This is a genomic window from Paraburkholderia pallida, assembly GCF_004524855.1.
In the GTDB taxonomy this organism is placed as follows: Bacteria; Pseudomonadota; Gammaproteobacteria; order Burkholderiales; family Burkholderiaceae; genus Paraburkholderia; species Paraburkholderia oxyphila.
The window spans coordinates 3,370,193-3,390,121 of record NZ_CP038148.1 but is presented as its reverse complement, the minus strand read 5'-3'; the positions used below and the strand labels follow the sequence as shown (position 1 = coordinate 3,390,121).

At 66.8% G+C, this 19,929-nt stretch carries 15 protein-coding genes; 6 read left to right on the top strand and 9 right to left on the bottom strand.

Translation table 11 applies throughout. From position 1 onward, the window contains the following. Positions 1–34: 34 nt before the first annotated feature. Complete coding sequence (locus E1956_RS15305; RefSeq protein ID WP_134750169.1) at positions 35–2,020, top strand: alpha/beta hydrolase; 1,986 nt, start codon at positions 35–37, stop codon at positions 2,018–2,020. Positions 2,021–2,112: 92 nt separating this feature from the next. Here E1956_RS15305 and E1956_RS15300 read toward each other — a convergent pair whose 3' ends face one another. From E1956_RS15300 to E1956_RS15280, 5 genes are all read right to left on the bottom strand, one after another. Beyond that, positions 2,113–4,665 carry a glycosyl hydrolase 2 galactose-binding domain-containing protein gene (locus E1956_RS15300; protein ID WP_418789262.1) on the bottom strand — a complete coding sequence of 851 codons (2,553 nt, stop codon included), beginning with the start codon at positions 4,663–4,665 and terminating at the stop codon, positions 2,113–2,115. A 77-nt stretch (positions 4,666–4,742) separates the two neighbouring features. Next, positions 4,743–5,780 (bottom strand): DUF1839 family protein, encoded by a 1,038-nt coding sequence (locus E1956_RS15295; RefSeq protein WP_134750165.1) that lies wholly within the window; start codon positions 5,778–5,780, stop codon positions 4,743–4,745. Then, positions 5,777–6,802, bottom strand: coding sequence for an amino acid--[acyl-carrier-protein] ligase (locus tag E1956_RS15290; protein WP_134750163.1), 1,026 nt, complete (start codon positions 6,800–6,802; stop codon positions 5,777–5,779). Before E1956_RS15290 ends, E1956_RS15295 begins: the two co-directional genes overlap by 4 nt. Before the next feature lies 1 nt (position 6,803). Next, positions 6,804–8,069, bottom strand: coding sequence for an acyl-CoA dehydrogenase family protein (locus E1956_RS15285; RefSeq protein ID WP_134750161.1), 1,266 nt, complete (start codon positions 8,067–8,069; stop codon positions 6,804–6,806). Beyond that, positions 8,066–8,317 carry an acyl carrier protein gene (locus E1956_RS15280; protein ID WP_028220982.1) on the bottom strand — a complete coding sequence of 84 codons (252 nt, stop codon included), beginning with the start codon at positions 8,315–8,317 and terminating at the stop codon, positions 8,066–8,068. Before E1956_RS15280 ends, E1956_RS15285 begins: the two co-directional genes overlap by 4 nt. A gap of 398 nt (positions 8,318–8,715) precedes the next feature. Here E1956_RS15280 and E1956_RS15275 point away from each other — a divergent pair, with 398 nt between their 5' ends. Continuing rightward, positions 8,716–9,531: a class I SAM-dependent methyltransferase gene (locus E1956_RS15275; RefSeq protein WP_134750159.1), complete on the top strand. Its 816-nt coding sequence runs from the start codon at positions 8,716–8,718 to the stop codon at positions 9,529–9,531. Positions 9,532–9,600: 69 nt separating this feature from the next. After that, positions 9,601–10,230 carry a flavin reductase family protein gene (locus E1956_RS15270; RefSeq protein ID WP_134750157.1) on the top strand — a complete coding sequence of 210 codons (630 nt, stop codon included), beginning with the start codon at positions 9,601–9,603 and terminating at the stop codon, positions 10,228–10,230. 814 nt (positions 10,231–11,044) lie between these two features. Here E1956_RS15270 and E1956_RS15265 read toward each other — a convergent pair. From E1956_RS15265 to E1956_RS15250, 4 genes are all read right to left on the bottom strand, one after another. Then, positions 11,045–12,466 (bottom strand): UbiA family prenyltransferase, encoded by a 1,422-nt coding sequence (locus E1956_RS15265; protein ID WP_134750155.1) that lies wholly within the window; start codon positions 12,464–12,466, stop codon positions 11,045–11,047. 184 nt (positions 12,467–12,650) lie between these two features. Further along, a complete protein-coding gene (locus E1956_RS15260) occupies positions 12,651–13,064 on the bottom strand; it encodes a GtrA family protein (RefSeq protein WP_134750153.1) in 414 nt (137 codons plus the stop codon). Next, a complete protein-coding gene (locus tag E1956_RS15255; RefSeq protein ID WP_134750151.1) occupies positions 13,061–13,801 on the bottom strand; it encodes an SDR family oxidoreductase in 741 nt (246 codons plus the stop codon). Before E1956_RS15255 ends, E1956_RS15260 begins: the two co-directional genes overlap by 4 nt. Then, positions 13,798–15,120, bottom strand: coding sequence for an FAD-binding oxidoreductase (locus E1956_RS15250; RefSeq protein WP_134750149.1), 1,323 nt, complete (start codon positions 15,118–15,120; stop codon positions 13,798–13,800). The genes E1956_RS15255 and E1956_RS15250 overlap by 4 nt, the downstream gene beginning before the upstream one ends. A gap of 344 nt (positions 15,121–15,464) precedes the next feature. Here E1956_RS15250 and E1956_RS15245 point away from each other — a divergent pair, with 344 nt between their 5' ends. The 3 genes from E1956_RS15245 (at position 15,465) to E1956_RS15235 (ending at position 19,869) form a co-directional block, all read left to right on the top strand. Then, on the top strand, positions 15,465–16,853 hold the full coding sequence (locus E1956_RS15245; protein WP_134750147.1) for a hypothetical protein: 1,389 nt from the start codon (positions 15,465–15,467) through the stop codon (positions 16,851–16,853). Positions 16,854–17,215: 362 nt separating this feature from the next. Beyond that, positions 17,216–18,283, top strand: a complete 1,068-nt coding sequence (locus E1956_RS15240; protein WP_134750145.1) for a sugar transferase — start codon at positions 17,216–17,218, stop codon at positions 18,281–18,283. Positions 18,284–18,543: 260 nt separating this feature from the next. Continuing rightward, entirely contained in the window at positions 18,544–19,869 is a 1,326-nt protein-coding gene (locus E1956_RS15235; protein ID WP_134750143.1) for a polysaccharide biosynthesis/export family protein, read from the top strand. The last annotated feature ends 60 nt before the right edge of the window (positions 19,870–19,929 follow it).

Below are 19,929 nucleotides of genomic sequence, written 5' to 3'. Positions count from 1 at the left end.
CGTCCGGCCAGACCCTTGAAGGAGGAGTCATTCCATGATCCCTGTCGTGTTCGACGGCGCTTTCGGCTGGCTGCATCCTGCCGAGGGCCGCATGGGGGTGGTGCTATGCAATCCCTTTGGTTATGACGCCCTGTGCACGCACCGTGGCTGGCGCAAGCTGGCCGAGCGGATCGCCGCGGCCGGTATGCCGGTGCTGCGGTTCGACTATCCGGGCACCGGCGACGCCGAAGGCATGGAAGACGACCCGGGCCGCGTAGAGGCGTGGCTCGCGAGCTTGGGCGCCGCCGTGCGGCATCTGCGTGCGACGACCGGCGTGACGCGCGTGGCGCTCGTGGGCTTGCGCCTGGGCGCCACGCTCGCCGCGCTGGCGGCCGAGCGGCTGCGCGGCGTGGAGGCTCCCGGAGTGGATGCTCCCGGAGTGTCCACATCCAGAGTGGAGGCTTCCGGCGTAGACAGGCCCGTAGTGACCTCTCCCGGCGTCGAGACGCCCGGCGTGGACGCTCTGGTCCTGCTCGCGCCGCCGGTCACTGGCCGTCGCTATATCCGCGAGCTGCGCGCGCACCGGCAGGGCTGGCTGAGCACGTCGGCGGGCATGGGCGCCGTGCCCATCCCCGACGACGCCGCCTACGTGGAGGCCTTCGGCTTCGGCATGCACGGCGACGACATTACCGCGCTCTCGGCCGTCGATCTGAAGCGCGACACGCGTTCGCCCGCGTCGCGCGTGCTGCTGCTCGATTCGAGCGGCACGAACCTCGCCGCCTCGCTCGCCGCGCATTACACGCAGCACGGTGTGGAAGTCGAGCAGGGCAGTTTTGAGGAGTCCGATCGTTTCTTTCTGGAAGCGCTCTATAGCGAGGAGCCCGTCGAGGCGTTCTCGCGCGTGAGCGCCTGGCTTGTCGAGGACGCCGAGCGTGCGGCCGCCGCAGCCACTGCCACTGCCACCGACTGCGCCAGCGCGGCCGCGCGGCCCGCCATCGAACCCGGCGCGGCGCTCGCATCGGTCGACCCGCAACCGTATCTGCGGCTCGTGCGCCATCGCGCAACCGAGCGTCCCGTGCGTTTCGGTCATTGCTTCGGCATCCACTGCGAGCCCGACCTCCCGCAGCCGGGCGCGCCTGCAGTGCTGCTCATCAACACGGGCGCCGCGCATCACATCGGCGATGGCCGCATTTCCGTGCTGCTCGCGCGGCGCTTCGCGGAGCAGGGCGTGGCGACGCTGCGCATGGACGTCGGCGGCCTCGGCGACGCGCAGCCGCCTGCGCCCGAGGTGACGCTCGACATGCTCTATTCGACGGCACTGCGCGACGACGCGGCCTCTGGCGCCGACTGGCTCGTCGCGCGCGGCCATGCGCGCGTGGTCGCCTTCGGGGTGTGCGGCGGCGCGTTCGTGAGCCTGCACGTGTGCGCGCTTCATCCAAACGTGGTGGCCGCGTACGGCGTCAATCTGCAAAAGTTCACGTGGGACGGCGCCGCGCGCTCGCCGGGCGAGCAGCGCATGGTGTCGTCGCGGACCTACCTGCACGCGCTCTTCGACGCCGACAAATGGAAGCGCGCGCTGCGCGGGGAGACCGGCACCCATCCGCTGCGTATCGCCGCCGTCCTGGCGAAGCGTGGCATGCGCCGTGCAACGCTGGCGCTCGCGCACGCGGTCGAGCGCAAGACCGGGCGGCCCGTGGTAGCCAACGAGGCGCTCGCGTTGTTGCACGAGATCGACGCGAAGCGAGTCCAATTGCGGCTTGTGTATGGCGAGTTCGACTCCGGGCTCGAAGAGGCGCGCCTGCAACTGGGCGCGTCGCTTGCCGCCTTGCGCGCCGTGCCGAACGTGCACGCGATGACGCTGCCGGGTCTCGACCATGCGCTCTTCACGCGCGAGGCGCGCAACGCCGTGATGGACGATTTCGCGGGGTGGGTGTGCGCCGAGCTGATCGGCGAGAGCACGGTGGCTGCGCAGCGGGCGGACGATGTTGGGGCCGTTGTCGGCCCGATATCGGGCCCGGCGCCCGCAGGCTCGGCTGCGTGATGTGTCAGCGTGTTCGAGCCGCCTGAGCCCAGGCGGTGTCTTGCGTCCGCGCGCCGTGAAGCACGCGCGGATCGCTACGGCGACGCCTTTGCTCAGCGATAGAACACCGGCGCCGCCGCATTGATCGCGCGAACCTCGCCATCGGGTGCGACGTCGTGCGCGTTGTCGTCTAGCGGCACCAGATCGATCGCAACGGGCCGGTTCGGCGGCAGATGGAACCAGTCGCGCCGCGCGCGATAGTGCGCGTCGGCGATGTGGACGCACCGCGCGAAGCGGCGCGACTCGATCACGAGCTGCCAGCCGTGTTCCGTGCGCTGCGGCGTGGCGGCGATGCCGAGATCGTGCCGATCGTGCGCGCGCCGCTCGGGCAAATGAAACGCTTCGGAGACGATCGCGCCGCTCGCCGGGTCGCGCAGCGTCGCGATCGTCACATCGTGCGCGCGCGGGCCGAAACGGTACGCGTGCGTGAAATCGAAGAAACGTCCGAGCAGGTCGGCGGCGCTCACGCGCTGCACGCTGCGCGGCGCGAGCTCGACCGCGCGCGAGGCCTGCGCGACCGTCACCGCACCGTCGCGCAGGCAGACGAGTTCGAGCTGCAGGGCGAGCCCAAGCGCGCCATCGTTGACGAGATGGATGTCGAGGCCGTTCAGGCCTTCATCGGTGATAACCGCCTGCACCGGCTGGAGCACCTGCGCGAGCCCGTGCCACGCGCTCTTGGGCCGGCCGCACGCGTCGATCGTCCCCCAGCCCGCGCCCGCGCGCAGGTCCTGCAACTGCCAGACCAGCCCGCCGCCGCACGATGAGCCGGCGCGACGCCATTCGGCGAACACGTCGATCATCAGCTCGGCCACCACGGCGCGCGAAAGGTCCAGAAAGCGCTGCGGGTCCTCATAGCGTACCTGCGTGGGCTCGATGCCGAACAGCGCGCGCACGTAGTGATCGCGCACGTCGTCGAAATCCCAGCCGGCGCCGGGGTCGCGCGGCACCGCCGCCTTCCAGCGCGGGTCGTGCTCGTGGATCGTGCCGAGCGCGTCGTGCAGCGTGGCGTCGTCGGGCACGTTGGCGAATGCGAGGCACTCCGAAGCAAAGCGCACTTGCGAGCGGCGCACGTCGTCGAGCGGGCGCTGATACGCGCTCACGCCGTAGTAATGCGTGACGCCCGTGCGCGTGGAGAACGGCCAGGTGCCGCCCGAAGGCGAATTGCTCACATAGGGCACGTCGGGCCGCTCGCGCGCGACGATGCCGGGCAACTGCTGCGTGAACAGGGCCTGCTCGCGCATCTCGGGCGGCAGGCCGAACATCGCGCCTTGCTGGTCGGCCTCGCTGCCGCCGCAGAGCACGGCAAGCGCGGCGTAGCGGCGCGTGCGCGCGAGAAACTGCGTGGCTTCGGTCTCGACGGCGGCGGTGAAGGCCGCGTCGGTCGGGTAATCGAAATTGGCGAACGCGAAGTCCTGCCAGACGAGGATGCCGTTGGCATCGGCGAGCCGGTAGAACGCGTCCGATTCGTAGACCATCGTGCCGCCCACGCGGATCATGTTCATGCCCGCGTCGCGCACGAGCGCGAAGGTGTGCTCGAGTTGCCCGGGCGTGCCGGTGAGCGTCGCGAGGTCGGCGCTGGTCCAGCACGCGCCGCGGCAGAACACCGGCACGCCGTTGATGCGCAGGGCGAAGCCCGCGCCGTCCGCGCTATTCAGATCGCGGTCTACTTCGATCGTGCGAAAGCCCACGTCGCCCAGCGCGATATCGGGCAGTGTTGCGCGCTGCGCCAGTTGCAGCGTGACGGCGTGACGCGTGGGCGCGCCGTGCGTATGCGGCCACCAGCGCTCGGCCTGCTCTACGCGCAGCGTGCCGCTCAGTGTGTGCGCATCGCGCCACTCGAGCGCCGTCTGTGCATGTGCACAACAAAGCGTCGCGGCGGCCGTTTCATCGTGAGCGTGCACGAAGCGCACGGTGACGTTCACGATGCCATCGTCGCCTTGCATCGACGTCGAAAGATCGACGCTATGGATGGCGTCGGGCGCATCGGAGAGCAGTTCGATGGGCCGCCAGGGGCCCACAGCCTGCAGCGAGGGACACCAGCCCGGCATGTGTCCGAGCAGCGTCGTGCGCACGTTGCGCAGCGTGGCCGGCGTGACGAGGCGCGGGCGCCAGCGTGCCCGCGTGCGTCGCGCGGCGAGCGCCGCGTCGAGCGTGCGGAAGCAGAGCGCGAGCGTGGCCATGCCGTCCAATTCGAACTCGATATCGTGCGCGACGAACATCGAGTCTGAGGTGAGCAGCAGGCGTTCGTCGAGCCAGACTTCGGCGATCGAGGCAAGCCCGGACAGGCGCAAACGGCGCATGCCATGGCCCGTGAGCGTGAGGCGATACCAGTGATCGAAGGAGGCGTAGGGACCCGGGCGCTCGAAGTCGAGCTTGCCCGCCGCGCGCAGCGCCGAGGCGACCGTGCCCGGCACTTCGGCGTCGAGCCAGTCTTCGGCGCGGATGGCCGCTTCGGGTGCATCGAGTGCGGCCGGCGTCGCGCATGCGCCGGGCGGCGTCGAAACGCATCGCCACCCCGCGCTCAGCGCGACCGGCCAGAGGTTTTCATCTGCGCCGGTAGCGGCGCAAACAGGCGCGAGCGCGCCTTGCGGCACGCTCGCGCCCAGCTCTTCAGTATCGTTCGGCAGATTACGCACGCGTTCCCCCCCGGGTGGCCGCAGCGCCTCGTTACCGCTGCGCGGCGTCACGCCATCAGCGCGGCGAGCGGCTCGAGCGTATTGTCGTATCCCGCTTCGAGCACGTCGAAGCAGTCGTCGCACGTATCGCGGCGATTGCGCGCCATGGCGCGCACGAGCCGGAACTGCATCACCATGGCTTCCGAAGCCACCTTTTGCGCCGCTGCCGCAATCGTCTCCGGAATCGCCACGCCCTGTGCGTTCAGCCACAGCAGATACTTCGAGAGGAACTCGAAGTTCGCGCCGAGCTGACGCATCAGGTTGAACGAGTACGGATGAAAGAAGCTTTCGCCGCGCGCGAGCAGCGTGTCGAGTTGCGCCGGAAACACCGTGCGCCACTCGCTCACCGGATTGCGCTGCGGGCGCCGCGCGAGATGCGCGCGCAGCAGTTCGGCCGAGGCCTCTGCGAGCGCCGCGCCTTCGAGCGGTGCGCGCACGCGCTTGGCGAATTCCGCATACGGGAACAGCAAGTCGGGCTGCCCCACGAACTGCGGCAGCTTGCGGAACACGCCGTCGTAGTCCTCGCCGTCGAGCCGGTGATAGCCCGTGTTGTGGAAGTAGCCGAGGCGCCGCGCCGCCGGGTCGATGAAGTCGATGCCCACGGTGGTCTTTGGATGCTCGCGTCGGTACGAGGTCGCACGCGTGTTCGGCAGATAAAAGCCGTCCACTTCGACGAGCACCGTGTGGCCGCGCTGCGTTTGCGCGAGCACGCGGTCTTCGAGCGAGTCGTAGATCGCGAGCTCCGTGACCTGGGTGCCGTACAGGCGCTCGATGTCTTCGAGCGGGAACTTGAAGAACGTGAACTGATCGCCCTCGAAGTCCTGCGTCACCGTGAAGGCGAGCGCCGCGCGCGGATCGAAACCCATGCCATGCAGCATTTCGATCCACAGATCGACGTAGCAGTTGGTCTCCACCCACACGCGCTCGCCTTGGTGCAGCGCGTGCGATTCGTGCTCGCGCAGGCCGGCCTGCGCCGGCGCCGCAGCGGAGCCGCCTGGGCCGGCAGCAGGGGCGAGTGCGGCAGCGGACACGGTCGGCGCGTTCATACGCCCGCCTCCGCGAGGCCACGCTCGACGCGGGCCTTCGTGTCGTCCCACAGCACGGCGCGCACTTCAGCGGGCCAGGCGTTCACGTCGAGGCCGTGATGCTTGAAGAGCGCGAGCGTGATGCGCTCCATGCCGAAGCCGACGCAACCCGTGTGCGCGGTCGAGCCGTCTTCGCACTCGATCTTCCAGATGGCGCCGAAGTGGTCCATGTGATAGTTGAACGAGAGGCAGGCGGTCTTGCTGTCCGCAAGCGCAACCGGAATCAGCAGCTCGAACTTGAGCGCCTGGGCGCGCTGACTGTCCGCGACGATCTTGCCGCCGCGCCCGAAGAACGGATCGTTGGCGAGATCCACGTCCACCGGCAACCCGAGCAGCGAGACCAGCAGCGAGCCACGGTCGACCCACATCTGGCGGAACGCCATGACCTGCTCGGCGTTGCCGAGGCGCACGTACTCGCGCTGGCGGAACATCTGCATGCGCGCGGGGTCGAGCGAGGGCTCGTGGCGGAAGCAATACGAGAGCACGTCGATCGTGCGGCCGCCCGCGGGCATCGGGCCGCGCCGGGCCATCACCGGATAGATCGGATAGCAGGCCGCCGGCGTGAGCACGAGGCGCGTGGGCTTTTGCTGCTCCATCCATTCGGTGTCGCGGTCGTCGTCGCTTTGCTTCATGGCGTCGTCGAGGCAGCGCAGCAGGCGCATCTGGCCCGCTTCGTTGCCGCAGAACGAATGGATCGTGCCGGCGAGCTGCGGGAAGTTCTTCAGATACTCGCTGTCCTCGAAGTCGGTGCGGCGCATCGCGGGCGGAAAGCGCAACACTTCGGGATCCTGATCGGCGCCCAGATGCGTGATCGCCACGTTCAGGCGCTCGACCACGTCCTCGAACACCTGGCTGCGGCCATAGAGGCCGTTCTCGCCGGTGTCGATGAGGATGCCGCTCGCGATCAGTTCGTCGCGGAAGGTCGGCTCAGGTTTCGCGCCATCGGCTGCCTGCAGTGCCGCGGTTTCGGTCATCGTGTTCATGTCAGGCTCTCCCCGGGCTCGCCGGACGCTGGGCGAGCAGGAGGCTCGCGGTGTTCTGGGCGATGCGGTCGTTGTTGATCATGAGCGGCGCCGAGTGCAGGTCGCGCAGATGGCGGCCCACGCTGTATTCGGTGCCGTTCTTGTAGCCGGCCATGCCGCAGATCATCAGCACTTCCTGCACGACGAGCAGCGCCGTCGAGGAGATGCTCGTCTTCAGCGTGTTCATGTCCGAGGCGTAGTGCAGCTGTGCCGACAGCGGGGCGTCCGCGTCGTTATGGGCTTCGCGTGCGTCGTGCGCCGCCTGGGCGGCGTCGAGCGCAACCGACAGGCGCGCCTGCATCATCTGCAGGAGCCCCACCGCTTCGGCGAGGCGCATGCCCGCAGGCGGCACCGAGCCGGGCTTGGCGCGTGCCTGTGCGCGGAAGAACGCTTGCGCACGATTGACGGCGTCGGCGGCGACGCCGGTCCACACCGCGGCCCAGAGCGTGTGCGAGACGGGCAGCATGGTGCGGTCGGCGATCTCGGCGAAGGGCGTGGGCAGGATCTGCTCGGCGTGGCCCTCCGCGAGCAGGCGAAAGCCCTCGCTGCAGGTGCCGCGCATGCCCATCGAGTCCCACGTGCCGCGCTTTTCCAGCTCGAGGTCGCCGAGCAGCGTGACGATCAGCACCTGGTCGGAGGCGGGCGATTCGGCGGTGCGTCGCGCGGTAACCAGAATGCCGTCCGCGTGCGCGCCGTACGAGATGGTGGGCGCCATCTTCTCGATGCTGAAGCGCCCGTCGATCACTTCGACCGCGCAGGCGCTCGTGCGCATGCTGCCGCCGATGTTTTCCTCGGAGGTGGCGGACGCAAGCAGCCATTGCTGCTCGACGAGCTGCGCGAGCACTTGCTGATGCCACGGCTCGTGCGCACCGTGCTCCATGATGCAGGCCACCTGAATCTGGTGCATCGCGTAGACCATCGCGGTCGAGGCGCAGCCGTGCGCGAGCGTCTCGCAGATCGCCGCGACCTCGGCGAGCGAGAGGCCCCCGCCGCCAAAGCGCGCGGGCACCATCGCGGAGAGCAGGCGCTCGGCCTTGAGCGCGTCGAACGCTTCCACGGGAAAGCGCGCTTCGCGGTCCACGTGATCGGCGTATTGCGCGGCAACGCGCGCCGCGCGCTGCGCGGCTTCGCGCCACGAGCCGGTTGCCTGCGGGTCCGCTTGATCGCTTGCTTGCGCGAGCGCCTGCTGGTCGGGCTCGACGGCGGCATCGATATGCGGGGCGTTCATGCTGCCGCCTTTGCCTGCTGCAGCTCGGTGACCGCCGCCGCGAGCGAGTCGATGCTCGAGAACAGGCGCCGCGTGAGCATGCGGTCGGGAATCTCGATGCCGAACTCGTCTTCGATGGCGAGCATCAGATGGACGGTCGCGAGTGAAGAAAGACCCGCGGCGTAGAGATCGGCGTCGTCGGCCAGCGTGTCGGCTGGCACGTCGAGACGGGCCGATTCGGAAAGGATGCGTCGCAGTGCAGTTTTCATGGCGGAGGTGCCCCCTCGGGTGAATGGCGCTTCGATACTGGCGCGGGTATGACGGTCCGTGCCCGCGCGACGGGATGCGCGGCAATTGCCGGTATTTAACGGAATGACGGGTGGTGGCGTCGGTGCGGCAGCGCACTCAAGCGTGGTTTGCACAACGTTTGCGCAAGCCGCGGCACGTTGTGGTGCGTCGTGCCGTGCGGTGGATTGCGCGGTGGCTTGCAAAGCGCGCTGCCATCGAGCGGCAGATTGCGCTCAAACCCATCGGAAGGTGTGTGTGCGCGCGTACAGATGCACACAATGCGCTTTGCTTAAATGGGCGCCATGCCCGTTCTCGCGGGCCGGGCGCGATGCCTGGCTGCGAGGCGGCTGAGGGAATCGATCCTCGTTGGAGGGGCGTCATGGACATGCAGCTTCCGCTGGATCGGCTCAATCGGCGAGCGTGGGCAGAGCGCGACGCGTGCCGCGAGTTCACGCGCGAAGCGGCGTGGACGGACGCGGGCGAGCAAGCCGCATTTGCGCGCATCGCCCGCGAATGCCGTGGCCAGCCGCTGCTCGATATCGGCATGGGCGCGGGCCGCACGGTGCCGCTCATGATGCAGATGTCGTCTGACTATACGGGCATCGACTCCACGAGTAGTCTGCTCGAGCTTTCGCACAAGCGCTTTCCGGGCGTGAATCTTCTTCAGATGGATGCGCGCGAGATGTCGGCGCTGCCGGGCGAGCACTACGCATTGGCGGCGTTCGGCTCGAACGGCATCGATGGCGTGGCATACGAGGAGCGCGTGCGGGTCCTGCGCGAAATGCATCGCGTGACGCGCTCAGGCGGCCTCGTGTTCTTTTCGACGCACAACCGGGGCGGCCCCGGCTTCGACGAGCGCCCGTGGCAACTGCTGCCGCGCTTCTCGGCGAATCCGCTGCGCTATGGCCCGCGCGTGCTGCGCGCCGCGCGCCGGTTGCCGCTCGCGCTGTGGAACTACCGGCGCAATGTGCGCCTGCATCGCGACTACGAAGGCTATTCGATCCGCACGGCGGCGGCGCAGGACTTCGGCATGGTGATCGTCTACACCACGTTGGCCGGGCAGCGCCGGCAACTCGACGCGCTGGGCTTCGAGGTGGAGGCGGTATACGGCAGCAGCGAAGGCGATCCGATCGCGCCCACGCAGGAGACCAGCGACGCACGATGGCTGCATTTCATTGCGCGCAAGGTGGCTTGAAGCTGCATCGGCGGCGCGGATTGCCGTGCTGTTGAGTCGTGGGGGATGCACCAAACAGGGAGACCGGCCATGAATGCACACGGGCTTGCCATCAGTGAAGCGGCAGCGGGCGTAGCCGCCGCGGCACATGTTGGGCAATGCAGCACGGACGCGGCAGCGCTTGCCGCGACGCCGGCGGCGGCGCCAGCCTGCGCGGCTGGGGTGGATAGCGTGCCGCCGCGTTTTGATGAGCGGCGCCTGCGCACGGCGCTAGGGCGCTTCGCGACCGGCGTGGTGGTGATCTCGACGGGTAGCGGCGACACGTTGCATGCGATGACGGCTAACGCGTTCATGTCGGGGTCGTTGCGGCCGCCGCTGATCGTGGTGTCGGTTGGGCAGCGTGCGCGCATGCATGAGCGGCTCATGAGTGCCGAGCGGTTTGGGGTGAGTGTCCTGTCTGACGAGCAGGAACCGCATAGCCGTCATTTCGCGGGGGAGCCGCAGAGTTGGCTTGCGCCGTGCTTCACGGAGGTGGAAGGGCTCGATGGTGTCGTGCTGCTCGAGCGTGCCGTTGCACGCTTTGGGTTGCGGATGAGCGATCGGCATGTTTGTGGCGATCACACGCTGTTTGTGGGCGAGGTGATGGCGTTTTCGCTTGATGAGCGGGCACCGCTCGTGTTTTTTGGTGGGCGCTATGCGGGGGTTGCGCAGGCGCGGTGAGTGCCGCATGCGCGGTGTGGAGGGCGCTGTTTTAGCGCTACAGCGCGTTAGCGCTTTTGTGCGTTGGCCTTAACTTGTTTTCGCGGCGGGCCGCAGGCGTTGCCCCTGTGCGGGGCGGCACCTACTTTTCTTTGCCGCGGCAAAGAAAAGTAGGCAAAAGAAAGCCGCTCAAACCGCCAGTGTGACGCAGTTCACCACTGCCCTGTCCATCGGAGCGGCTCCGGAGCGTCTGTCACCACGCGACGTCACCCGGAGTGACTAAGGGCTCATCCATCCGGCGGCGCTCCGCGCGCCGTGCGGCATAACCAAAATCAGTGGGATTCACGCGTATTCGTAGAACTCCAGCGTATTCGATCGGCGCTCGCCCACGCATTCGCCAGCAAGAACGCCCGATCATTCACTGGTCAGTACTCCAGTGCATTCACCCGATCAGTATTCCCGCGCATTTACCGGTCAGCACCCTCGTGCATTCACCGGGCAGCACCCCGCGCGCGCCAGAAATCCCGCCCGGTTTCCCATGCGGACCCTTCCGCCCGCGCGTAGCGCGCGGCGGGAAGGATGAGCCCCTTGTCACTTACGCGGAGTGTGCGAGGCGACGGATGCCCCGGAGCCGCTCCGAAGGACAGGGCAGTGGGGGACGGCGTCACACTGGCGGTGTGGGCCGCTTTCTTTTGCCTACTTTTCTTTGCGGCTGCAAAGAAAAGTAGGTGCCGCCCCGCACAGGGGCAACGCCTGCGGCCCGCCGCGAAAACAAGTTAAACGCCGGAAAACCTGCGGCAAAAAGCCAGCGCCGCATCCAGAGCAATAAGCCTGATCAAATCGCCAGCACCATAAACACACCACACAACCCAATAACCGCGCAACTAGCGCGATCCTTAAACGTAAAGACGATCGGATCGTCATGCATCTGCCCACGAAACGCGAGCATCCACATTCTGCTAACCCAATAGAGCGTGAGCGCGAACACGGCCCAAAGCATCTTCGGATGCCGATACAGCAGCTCAAGCTCCGGCGAATTCAGATAAAGCGCAAGCACGAGCACCGCAAGATAAGCAGCCGCGGTCCCAAACGAGCGCAGTATCGACATATCCTGCGTAATATAACCGCGCCCTGCCGCTTCGGTCTTGCCCTGCTGGAGCATCGCATCAAGCTCGACATAGCGCTTGAGCATCGCAAGGCTAAGAAATATCGGCACACTAAAGAGTATCAACCAGTACGAAAGCGCGATATTGGCGCACTCGCCCCCCGCGATCACACGCACCGTATAGAGACAGGCAAGCGTAAAGACGTCAATCAGCGTAAGCCGCTTGAGCACAAACGAATAGGCAACGGTCGCAGCCATATAAGCCACAAGCACCGCACCAAATTCCCAGGGCAGCAGAGTCGCAAGCGCGAGCCCCGCGCCCAGCAGGGCAATCGTCAGCACGATGCCAAGCGACAGCGGCAGCTTGCCCGAAGCGAACGGCCGGCTGCACTTGCGCGCATGGCGGCGGTCGGCGTCAAGGTCGAGCATGTCGTTGAGCAGGTAAACCGACGAAGCGCACACGCTGAACGAGGCAAATGCAATGCAGGCCGAGATCACCGCCTGCAGGTCGTTGAAGCGGTGCGCGGTCAGCAGCGGCACGAAGATCAGCACGTTCTTGACCCACTGGTGCACGCGCATTTCCTTGAGCACGAGCGGCAGCATGCGCCGTTTTTCCTCGAAGAAGACGATTTCGGCGTTCACCTTGCGCGCAGCCTCGGCCACCTGGCGATCGCCGACCACGATCGCCTGGCGCGCGCGGCGCCATACGGGCACGTCGGCCCGCGCGTCGCCGCAGTAGTCGAAGCCGTGATCGCCGAACTGCTCGACCAGCGCATCAGCCTTGTGCTTGCCGCGCAGGTTGATGCATGCGTTGCTCGCGAGCACGCCGCTGAACAGGCCGAAGTGCGCCGCCACCTGGCTGGCGAAACGCTGGTTGGATGCCGTGCACAGATAAAGTGGGCGGCCCTCCGAGCGCGCGTCGCGCAGATAATCGACGAGCTGCCGGTTATAAGGCAGCACGCCAACGTCGAGCGTGACGCGCAGCGCGATCTGATCCTTCAAATAGGCCTTGCCGCGCAGCAGCCAGTAAAAGCAGAGGAATATCGACAGCGGGCTCTGCTTGAGCAGCACGAAGAAGCTCTCGAGCAGGAAGTCGGTCCGCGCGAGCGTGCCGTCCAGGTCCACGCATAGCGGAATAGTCGGGTTTGACATGGCGTGCCTCGTAACGGCTTTGCAGTGCGCGGCAAGTGCGGATGCAAGAACAGCGCGCAATGCTTGATCATCAGGGGCTGATCGTAGGGCGCGTGCTCGCGCGGGTCTGTTCGCCAGCGCACGCCGCCCGCGTGCTCGTTTCTCTTACGATGAATGCGTGCGCACCTTCGTCCATGTCGCGTCGTCAGGCGAACACGAAGCGCTTGTCGAGCTGGTACTTCGCGAGATAGCCGAGCACGAGGCCGAGCGCACCGCCGGCAAGGCGTGCGTGCTCGGTATGGAACAGGGCCTGGGCGCCGAACTCCATCGCCCAGAAAATCGCCGTGGTGGCGAGCCCCATGGCGACGTAGCGCGAGAACGTCTCTACGCCGTGCGCGATGCTGCGGTGCTCGTAGCGGAAGATCCACACCTTGTCGAGCGCGTACTTGACGACGAGCCCCACGCCCGTGCCGATGCACACCGCGAGCGTGATCGAGAACGGTCCGTCGTAGACAAGCCACGTCAACTTCTGACTACCGAGATTCGCGGCCATCGAGATCAGCGCGAACAGCGCATACCACGTCACGAGCGAAACGCGGCCAGTGGCGACCGCGTTCATAGCGATACCCGCTTGAACACGAAGCGCGGCAGCGAGCGGATCACGAGCATGATCGCGCTCCAGAACCACGGCGTGTAGAGCGTGTCCTTGCCCTGGGCGATGGCGCGCACGATGTCGGCGCCCACGCGCTCGGGCGAGGCCACGAGCGGGCCTGGCAGGGCGAGGCCCGCCGTCATCGGCGTGTCGACGAAGCCGGGCTTGATCGTGAGCACGCGCACGCCCGCCTTGAAGAGCCGCGCGCGCAAGCCCTCGCAGAACGTCGTGACGGCGGCTTTTGCCGCGCCGTAGACATAGTTCGAGGCGCGCCCGCGGTCGCCCGCCACCGACGAGATCACGGCGATGGTGCCGCTTTGCTGCGCCTCGAACACGCCGGCGAGCAGCGTGAGCAGCGCGATCGTCGAGAGCGCGTTGGTCGAGAATTCGTGCAGCGCGGCGTCCACGTCGCGCTCGCACAGGGCCTGGTCGGACAGCGTGCCGTGCGCGATCAGCACGACGTCGATGGTGCCGAGCGCCGCGCGGCAGGCCTCGAGCAGGGCCGGGTGCTGCGCGTGGTCGTTCATGTCGAGCACGTGCGTATGCACTTCTGGCGCACCGCGTACGCGCAGGTCCTGGGCGACGGCTTCGAGCCGCAGCGGGTGGCGGCCGGCGAGGACGAGGCGTGCGCCCTTGGCTGCCCAGCGCCGCGCGCACGCGCCGGCGATGGCGGACGAGCCGCCAATGATCAGAATGTTTTTCATGATTGCGTGGTTCTCTTCCAGAAGCGCGACATCAATGCGGGATCGCGATGCCGCTCGAGTTCCTGCCACGCGGGGTAGGCCGCGCGGAAATGTTCGCCGCTCATATGCGCATCTTTCGCCGGATACTGGCGCCCGCCCGCTTCGGCCACGATGGCGTCCAGGCGCGCGAAGAGGGCCGTGTTGCGCCGCTCGTCCTGCGGGAAATCGAGCGCAAGCGAGACCCCCGCCATCGGAAACGAAAGCAGCCCTGGCGAGGTGAGTGAGCCGCAGCGCTTGAGCACCGCGAGAAACGAGCCGCTGCCGCTCGTGGCAATCGTGTGCAGGATCGCCCGCAGCGCGTCGGGCGCGCTCGCATCGGGGATCACGCATTGATGCTGCTGGAAGCCGCGCCGTCCGTAGAGGCGGTTCCAGTGGCGGATGTTGTCCAGCGGATAGAAGAAGCTCGCCGGGTCCATGCGCGCGAGTTCGATGCCGGGCGGCTGGCGCTGGTAGTAGAGCGCGTTGAATGCCTGCACCGTCGTGCGGTTCACGGGTGAGAGCGGCAACACGAACGGCACGGCGCGCGTGCGCCTGGTGGGCAGCGAGAGGTCGCCGTCGAGAGCGTGGTCGCCGCAGGTGTAGATGCCGCGCCCGAGCGATTCGCCGCGCGCGAGGCAGTCCACCCAGGCCACGCCATACTCGTGCGTCGCTTCGTGGCCGCGCGAGAGCGCGAGGAATTCGTTCAGGTTCGCATAGCGCATGCGCGAGACGGCGATATGACTCGAGCGCACCGGCATCAACTGAATCTCGACCCATTCGATCACGCCCGTGAGCCCGAGGCCGCCAATCGTCGCCTGAAAGAGCGCGGTTTCTTCGTCGGGCGCGCATTCGAGCGCCGGGCGGTCCGAGCGCAGCAGCGAAAAGCGGCGCACGTGGCGCCCGAAGGTGCCGCGCACGTGGTGGTTCTTGCCGTGCACGTCGTTGGCCACGGCGCCGCCGAGCGTCGCGAACTGCGTGCCGGGCGTGACCGGCAGCATCCAGCCGCGCGGCAGGCAAACGGCAAGCAGCTCGCCGAGCGTCATGCCCGCCTCGGCGCGTACCACGCCGCTCGTCCAGTCCGCGCTCATGAAGCGCGCGAGGCCGCGCATCGGCAGCACGTGATCGGTGGCCGCGAGACAACTGTCGCCATAGCTGCGGCCGTTGCCGAACGCGAGCGTCGTGCCCTGATGCGCGCAGGCGTCCACCAGCCGCGCGCGGATGGTGTCGCGCCAGGCCAGCGGTTCACTCGATTGGGGCGCATAGGGATAGCGTCCCCACGATTGCAGCTTTGAGGCGCTCATGGATGGCGAGACCGTGTCGAATGCCCTGCATCCTGACAGAGCACGACAGTGCCGACCGTTGGGCAGACCACAGACCAGCGTGGTCGCATGCGTTCATGCCGGCGCGCGCACGGCGCGCTTCGTGCGCCAACCCACAGACCGCGCCAGATGGCTTCTCTAGACTTCCGCTGTTCCGGATTCGTCCGTTCGATGTGACGCCACGTGGCGCGCTTTGGTACGACGGGCAACCGCATGCCGGATCACGATAGCCGCATTGCGCACGAGCGGTTTCGCATTCGGGCGCTCTTTCTCCGGCGTCCCCCGAAACCGCAACCGACTCCGCCCATATGGATACTGGAATCGCCGTGCGCAGATCAGAACTCTGGATGGTGCTGCCCGCGCTGATCGTCCTGCTGCTTGCGATTAACGTGCCGCCGTACGTGCCGCTGCAGGACTACAACGAGTGGGTCTATCAAGGCTTCCTGGCCGCGCAGCTGCTGCACGGGAATTTGACTGACCAGTTTGTGTTCGCGACATTCCCGGTGCCCAATAGCGCGGTGCAAGCGGTGCTTTGTCTGCTCAATCTCGTTGTGCCGCCGCTCGTGGCCGCGCGCTGCGTCGCGAGTCTTTATGTAATTGCGGCAATCGCGCTCGCCTGGCAACTTGCGCAAAAGATGTCGCTGGAGCAGAACGTCAGCTATTTCTATCTCCTGCTGGTGTGCGTCTTTTTCAACACGCCGTTCTGGAACGGCTACGTCAACTATCAGTTTGGCATTCTGCTGTTCACGGCGTGGTTGCTGCAGGACGGGTGCACGCGCGCAAAGCCACTATGGGTACTATTGTTTACTGTCGGCGCGTTCTTCACGCACGCCGTCATTTGGGCATCGATTCTCTTGATGATGGCGATCGACGCGCTCAGGCGCCGCCGGTTCGTTTCGTATCTGCCCGCGCTCCCGTCGGTCGGGCTATTCGTCTGGTATGTCGCGCGCAAGCCCGCGCCCACGGTGCCCGATCCGTCGTATCCGACGGGACTGCTGCACGCGTCTGGCTACAAGCTCTATACGTTTGCGAAACTCGGCCCGTACCACAACTTCACCCTCACGAACGGCATCCCCAGTGCGATCGAAACAGTGGGTCGTTATGCGGGCTTCGCGGTCAATATTGCCCTGGCGGCCGGGCTGCTCTATCTGCTTTACGCCGCACTATGGCGCCCGCTGATGCGACGCGAGGCTTGGGCGCAACTGTCTGACGAAACGCTCGCCTCGCTCGTGCTGTTCGTGCTCTTCATCGCGATGCCGACCGTGATGGCCGATGTGGTCAATCCCGGCGAACGCATGCTCTATCCCGCGATGATGCTCGCGCTGCTGGGGGTGGGCAAGTCGCGCGTGGCACAGCGGCTGGTGCCCTGGCTCGCCTGCTCGGCGTTCGTGCTCGCGCTCTGTGCGCTCGGGCTCATGGCCAATCGCGCGCTGCTCGCCGCGGACGTGGCGCGCGCAGATGAGGGGCAGGGTATTGCGTCGCGAGCATTCTTCGGCAGCCGTCCCAACGCATTCGCCGATGTCATGCCGATCTTCGCAGGGCGTTCGCCCATACGCATGATCGGCTTCGAAACGAGCTTCCTCTTTAATCGGATCAATGCGCGGATCAACGCGCACGCCAATGTGCGCACCGATTCGCGAAACGACACGCGAATCGATACGCCGCAACCGCGCAGCGTGAATTCATGGTCGCGCGCGCATTCCTCAGATCAGTAGATCACGCCCCATTCGGTGCGGTTGCGCACGCAACCGCAAGCGTTGCGCGCGCCCGCACTTCGCGCGACCACGCCGGTCGAGACGATCACGAACCATTGGTGGGGTTGCGCACGGAATCGATGTTGCGCTCCCCGTAACGTGTCGATGTGGACCCGGATGTCGCCTGAGCGGTGCCGGGATCCGCAACTAAAGCGTGCTGCGTGGACAGGACGACCTGCGAGCGTCATCTCGCGTGGCGGTGAACGGGGAAAGCTCAGATCGTTCGGCGCCGACGCCAGATGACCGTTGCAGGTGACGCGACAGCAACGCACTGCATGGGGGCGAACACGTTCACCGTACACGCCACGTTTTGGGGTAGGGATATGTCTGCGCTATTTCATCGCGCGATCGATATCGCGCTTATCGTGCTGGGTGCTTTTGGCGCTCTGCACCTGAATCTGAATGTCCCCGACGTGGGTCCGGCGCATCGTTTCGATCCCACACTGGTCGCCTTTGCGGCGGCGCTGGCCTTGTCCGTGTTTCCCGCGTGCGGCACCTATCCTTCGCGCGGCAGCCGCTCGGTCATGAGCGTGGCGAGCCGCACCGCGTTCGCGTGGCTCGCGGTGCAACTGTGCGCGCTCGCCTTGCTCTATGGCCTGCATCGCGATCATCTGATTTCCATGCCGTGGTTCATCTACTGGACGTTCACCTCGGGCATCTCGCTGCTCGCCTCGCACACCCTTTTCGTCGGTGGATTCAGCGTGGCGCGTCACGCGGGTGCCTGGCTGCGGCGCGGCCATGCCACGCGCGAGCCGCTCGAAACGCGCTCGCGCACGAACGTGATGAAGCACGCGGTCAAGCGCGTCTTCGACATCGTGGTCGGCCTCACGCTGATCGTCATGCTGCTGCCGGTGCTGGTTCTGCTGGCGCTGATCGTGAAGAGCGATGGCGGTCCCGCGCTGTACGGCCACACGCGGGTCGGGCGCAATGGCCGCAAGTTTCGTTGTCTGAAGTTTCGCTCGATGGTGGTGAATTCGAAGGAGGTGCTCGAGCAGTTGCTCGCCACCGACCCCGAGGCGCGCGCCGAGTGGGAGCGCGAGTTCAAGCTCAAGCACGACGTGCGTGTCACGCGCATCGGCCGTTTCCTGCGGCGCACGAGCCTCGACGAGCTGCCGCAACTCCTGAACGTGGTGCGCGGCGAGATGAGCCTCGTCGGGCCCCGTCCCATCATCGATCAGGAACTGGAGCGCTACGGCACCAACAGCAAGTACTACCTGATGGCGACGCCCGGCATCACGGGGCTCTGGCAGGTGAGCGGGCGCTGCGAGACCGACTACGCAACGCGCGTGTCGCTCGACGTGAACTACGTGCAGAACTGGTCGCTGCATCGGGACATCGAGATTCTGTTCAAGACCTTCTTCGTGGTGATTCGAGGGACTGGGGCGTATTGAGGCAAGGCAGGGCTGCGGGCGCTGCTGGCATGTGAGCGCGCCGCAAGGACAACACAAAAGAAGCGGCAGCAGGGCAATCAGGGAGGCACTGCCTGGCGTTGGCAGCAAGAAGCAAGCAGTTGCAGTACGCACGCAGGGAGGGGAACACCTGCGAGTAACAGGGCCTGCTATGAGCGGGAACGGGCCCTGAAGTTCGCAGCCGGGATCCGTGGCGCGCACGACGCCATGGGACGGCCAAACGCAAGATTGGGGGTAGGACGATGTTACTCAACAAGCTTTGCAGGACATGGCTGAGGTATGCGCGCAGCGCGTGCATACGCTCGTTGCGTCAGGTGGGCCGCCTGAATCGAGCGGGACGAACGTGGCTCTCAGGCTGGCACGGGAGTGCGCACGCGCTCGCGCAGCGAGGCAAGATTGCGAAGGGGCTCGCGTCGGCGGCTGCGGCCGCGGCGCTGTCCGGTTGCATGTTTTCGCCGGGCATGACCTACAACGGCATGCCCGCGGATTCGCGCGGCGGCACGCTTGCCACGGCCGGCTCTGCCGCACCGAGCGGCACGAACGTCGCTGCCACCTCGCTCGCGAAGGCGGGCGCGGACGGCGCGCCCGCGGGCTCACTGATCGAAATCACGCGCGAACTCGTTGAAAAGGAGCGCGCCGAGCGTCCCGATGGCGTGCCCACCGACGTCAAGGCACTGTTCGCCACGCCCACGCCGTACGAAGTCGGGCCGGGCGACATCCTGAGCATCGTGGTGTGGGATCACCCCGAGCTCAACATGCCGGCCGCGGGCGGCGGTCCCGATTCGGCCGGGGGCAGCTCGGTCACGCAGGGCTATACCGTCGACACGAACGGCTTTATTCAGTATGCCTACATTGGTCCGCTCAAGGTGGCGGGGCTCACGGAGATGGGCGTGCGCGACGCGCTCGCGGACAAGCTCGCGAAATACGTGCGGCAGCCGCAGGTCACGGTGCGCATCCAGACCTATCGCAGCAAGCGCGTCTACCTCGACGGCGAAGTGAAGAGCCCGGGTGTGCAGGCGCTCAACGACATGCCGATGACCTTGCCCGAGGCGATCAACCGCGCGGGCGGCTTCACCGACAAGTCGGACCGCTCGCGCGTGGCGGTCACGCGCGGCGACTCGACCGTGGTCGTGGATATGCCCGACATGATCCGCAAGGGCGTGAACCCCGACCGCATCATCCTGCGTGACGGCGACCTCGTGCGTGTGTTTGCGTCGGCTGACAGCAAGGTCTTCGTGATCGGCGAGGTGCAGCGTCCGGGCGGCGTGGAATTCAACAACGGACGCATGTCGCTGAATCAGGCGCTGGGCGACGCGGGTGGCGTCAGCCAGGTCTCGGGCGACGCTTCCCAGGTGTACGTCGTGCGTGGGCGCGACGCCGCCAAGCCGCAGGTTTACCACCTCGATGCCTCGTCGGCCGCCGCGATGGCCACCGCCGACGCATTCGAGCTCAAGCCCAACGATGTGGTCTTCGTCGACGCCTCACCGCTCGTCAAGTGGAGCCGCGTCATCGGCCTGATCCTGCCGGCCACCCAGGCGGCCGCGGCAGGCCGCGCAGTGGGCTACTGAACCGGACAAACATAGCGCGCCGCCCGCGCCTCATGAGGCAGCGGGCGCGGCGCCGGAGAG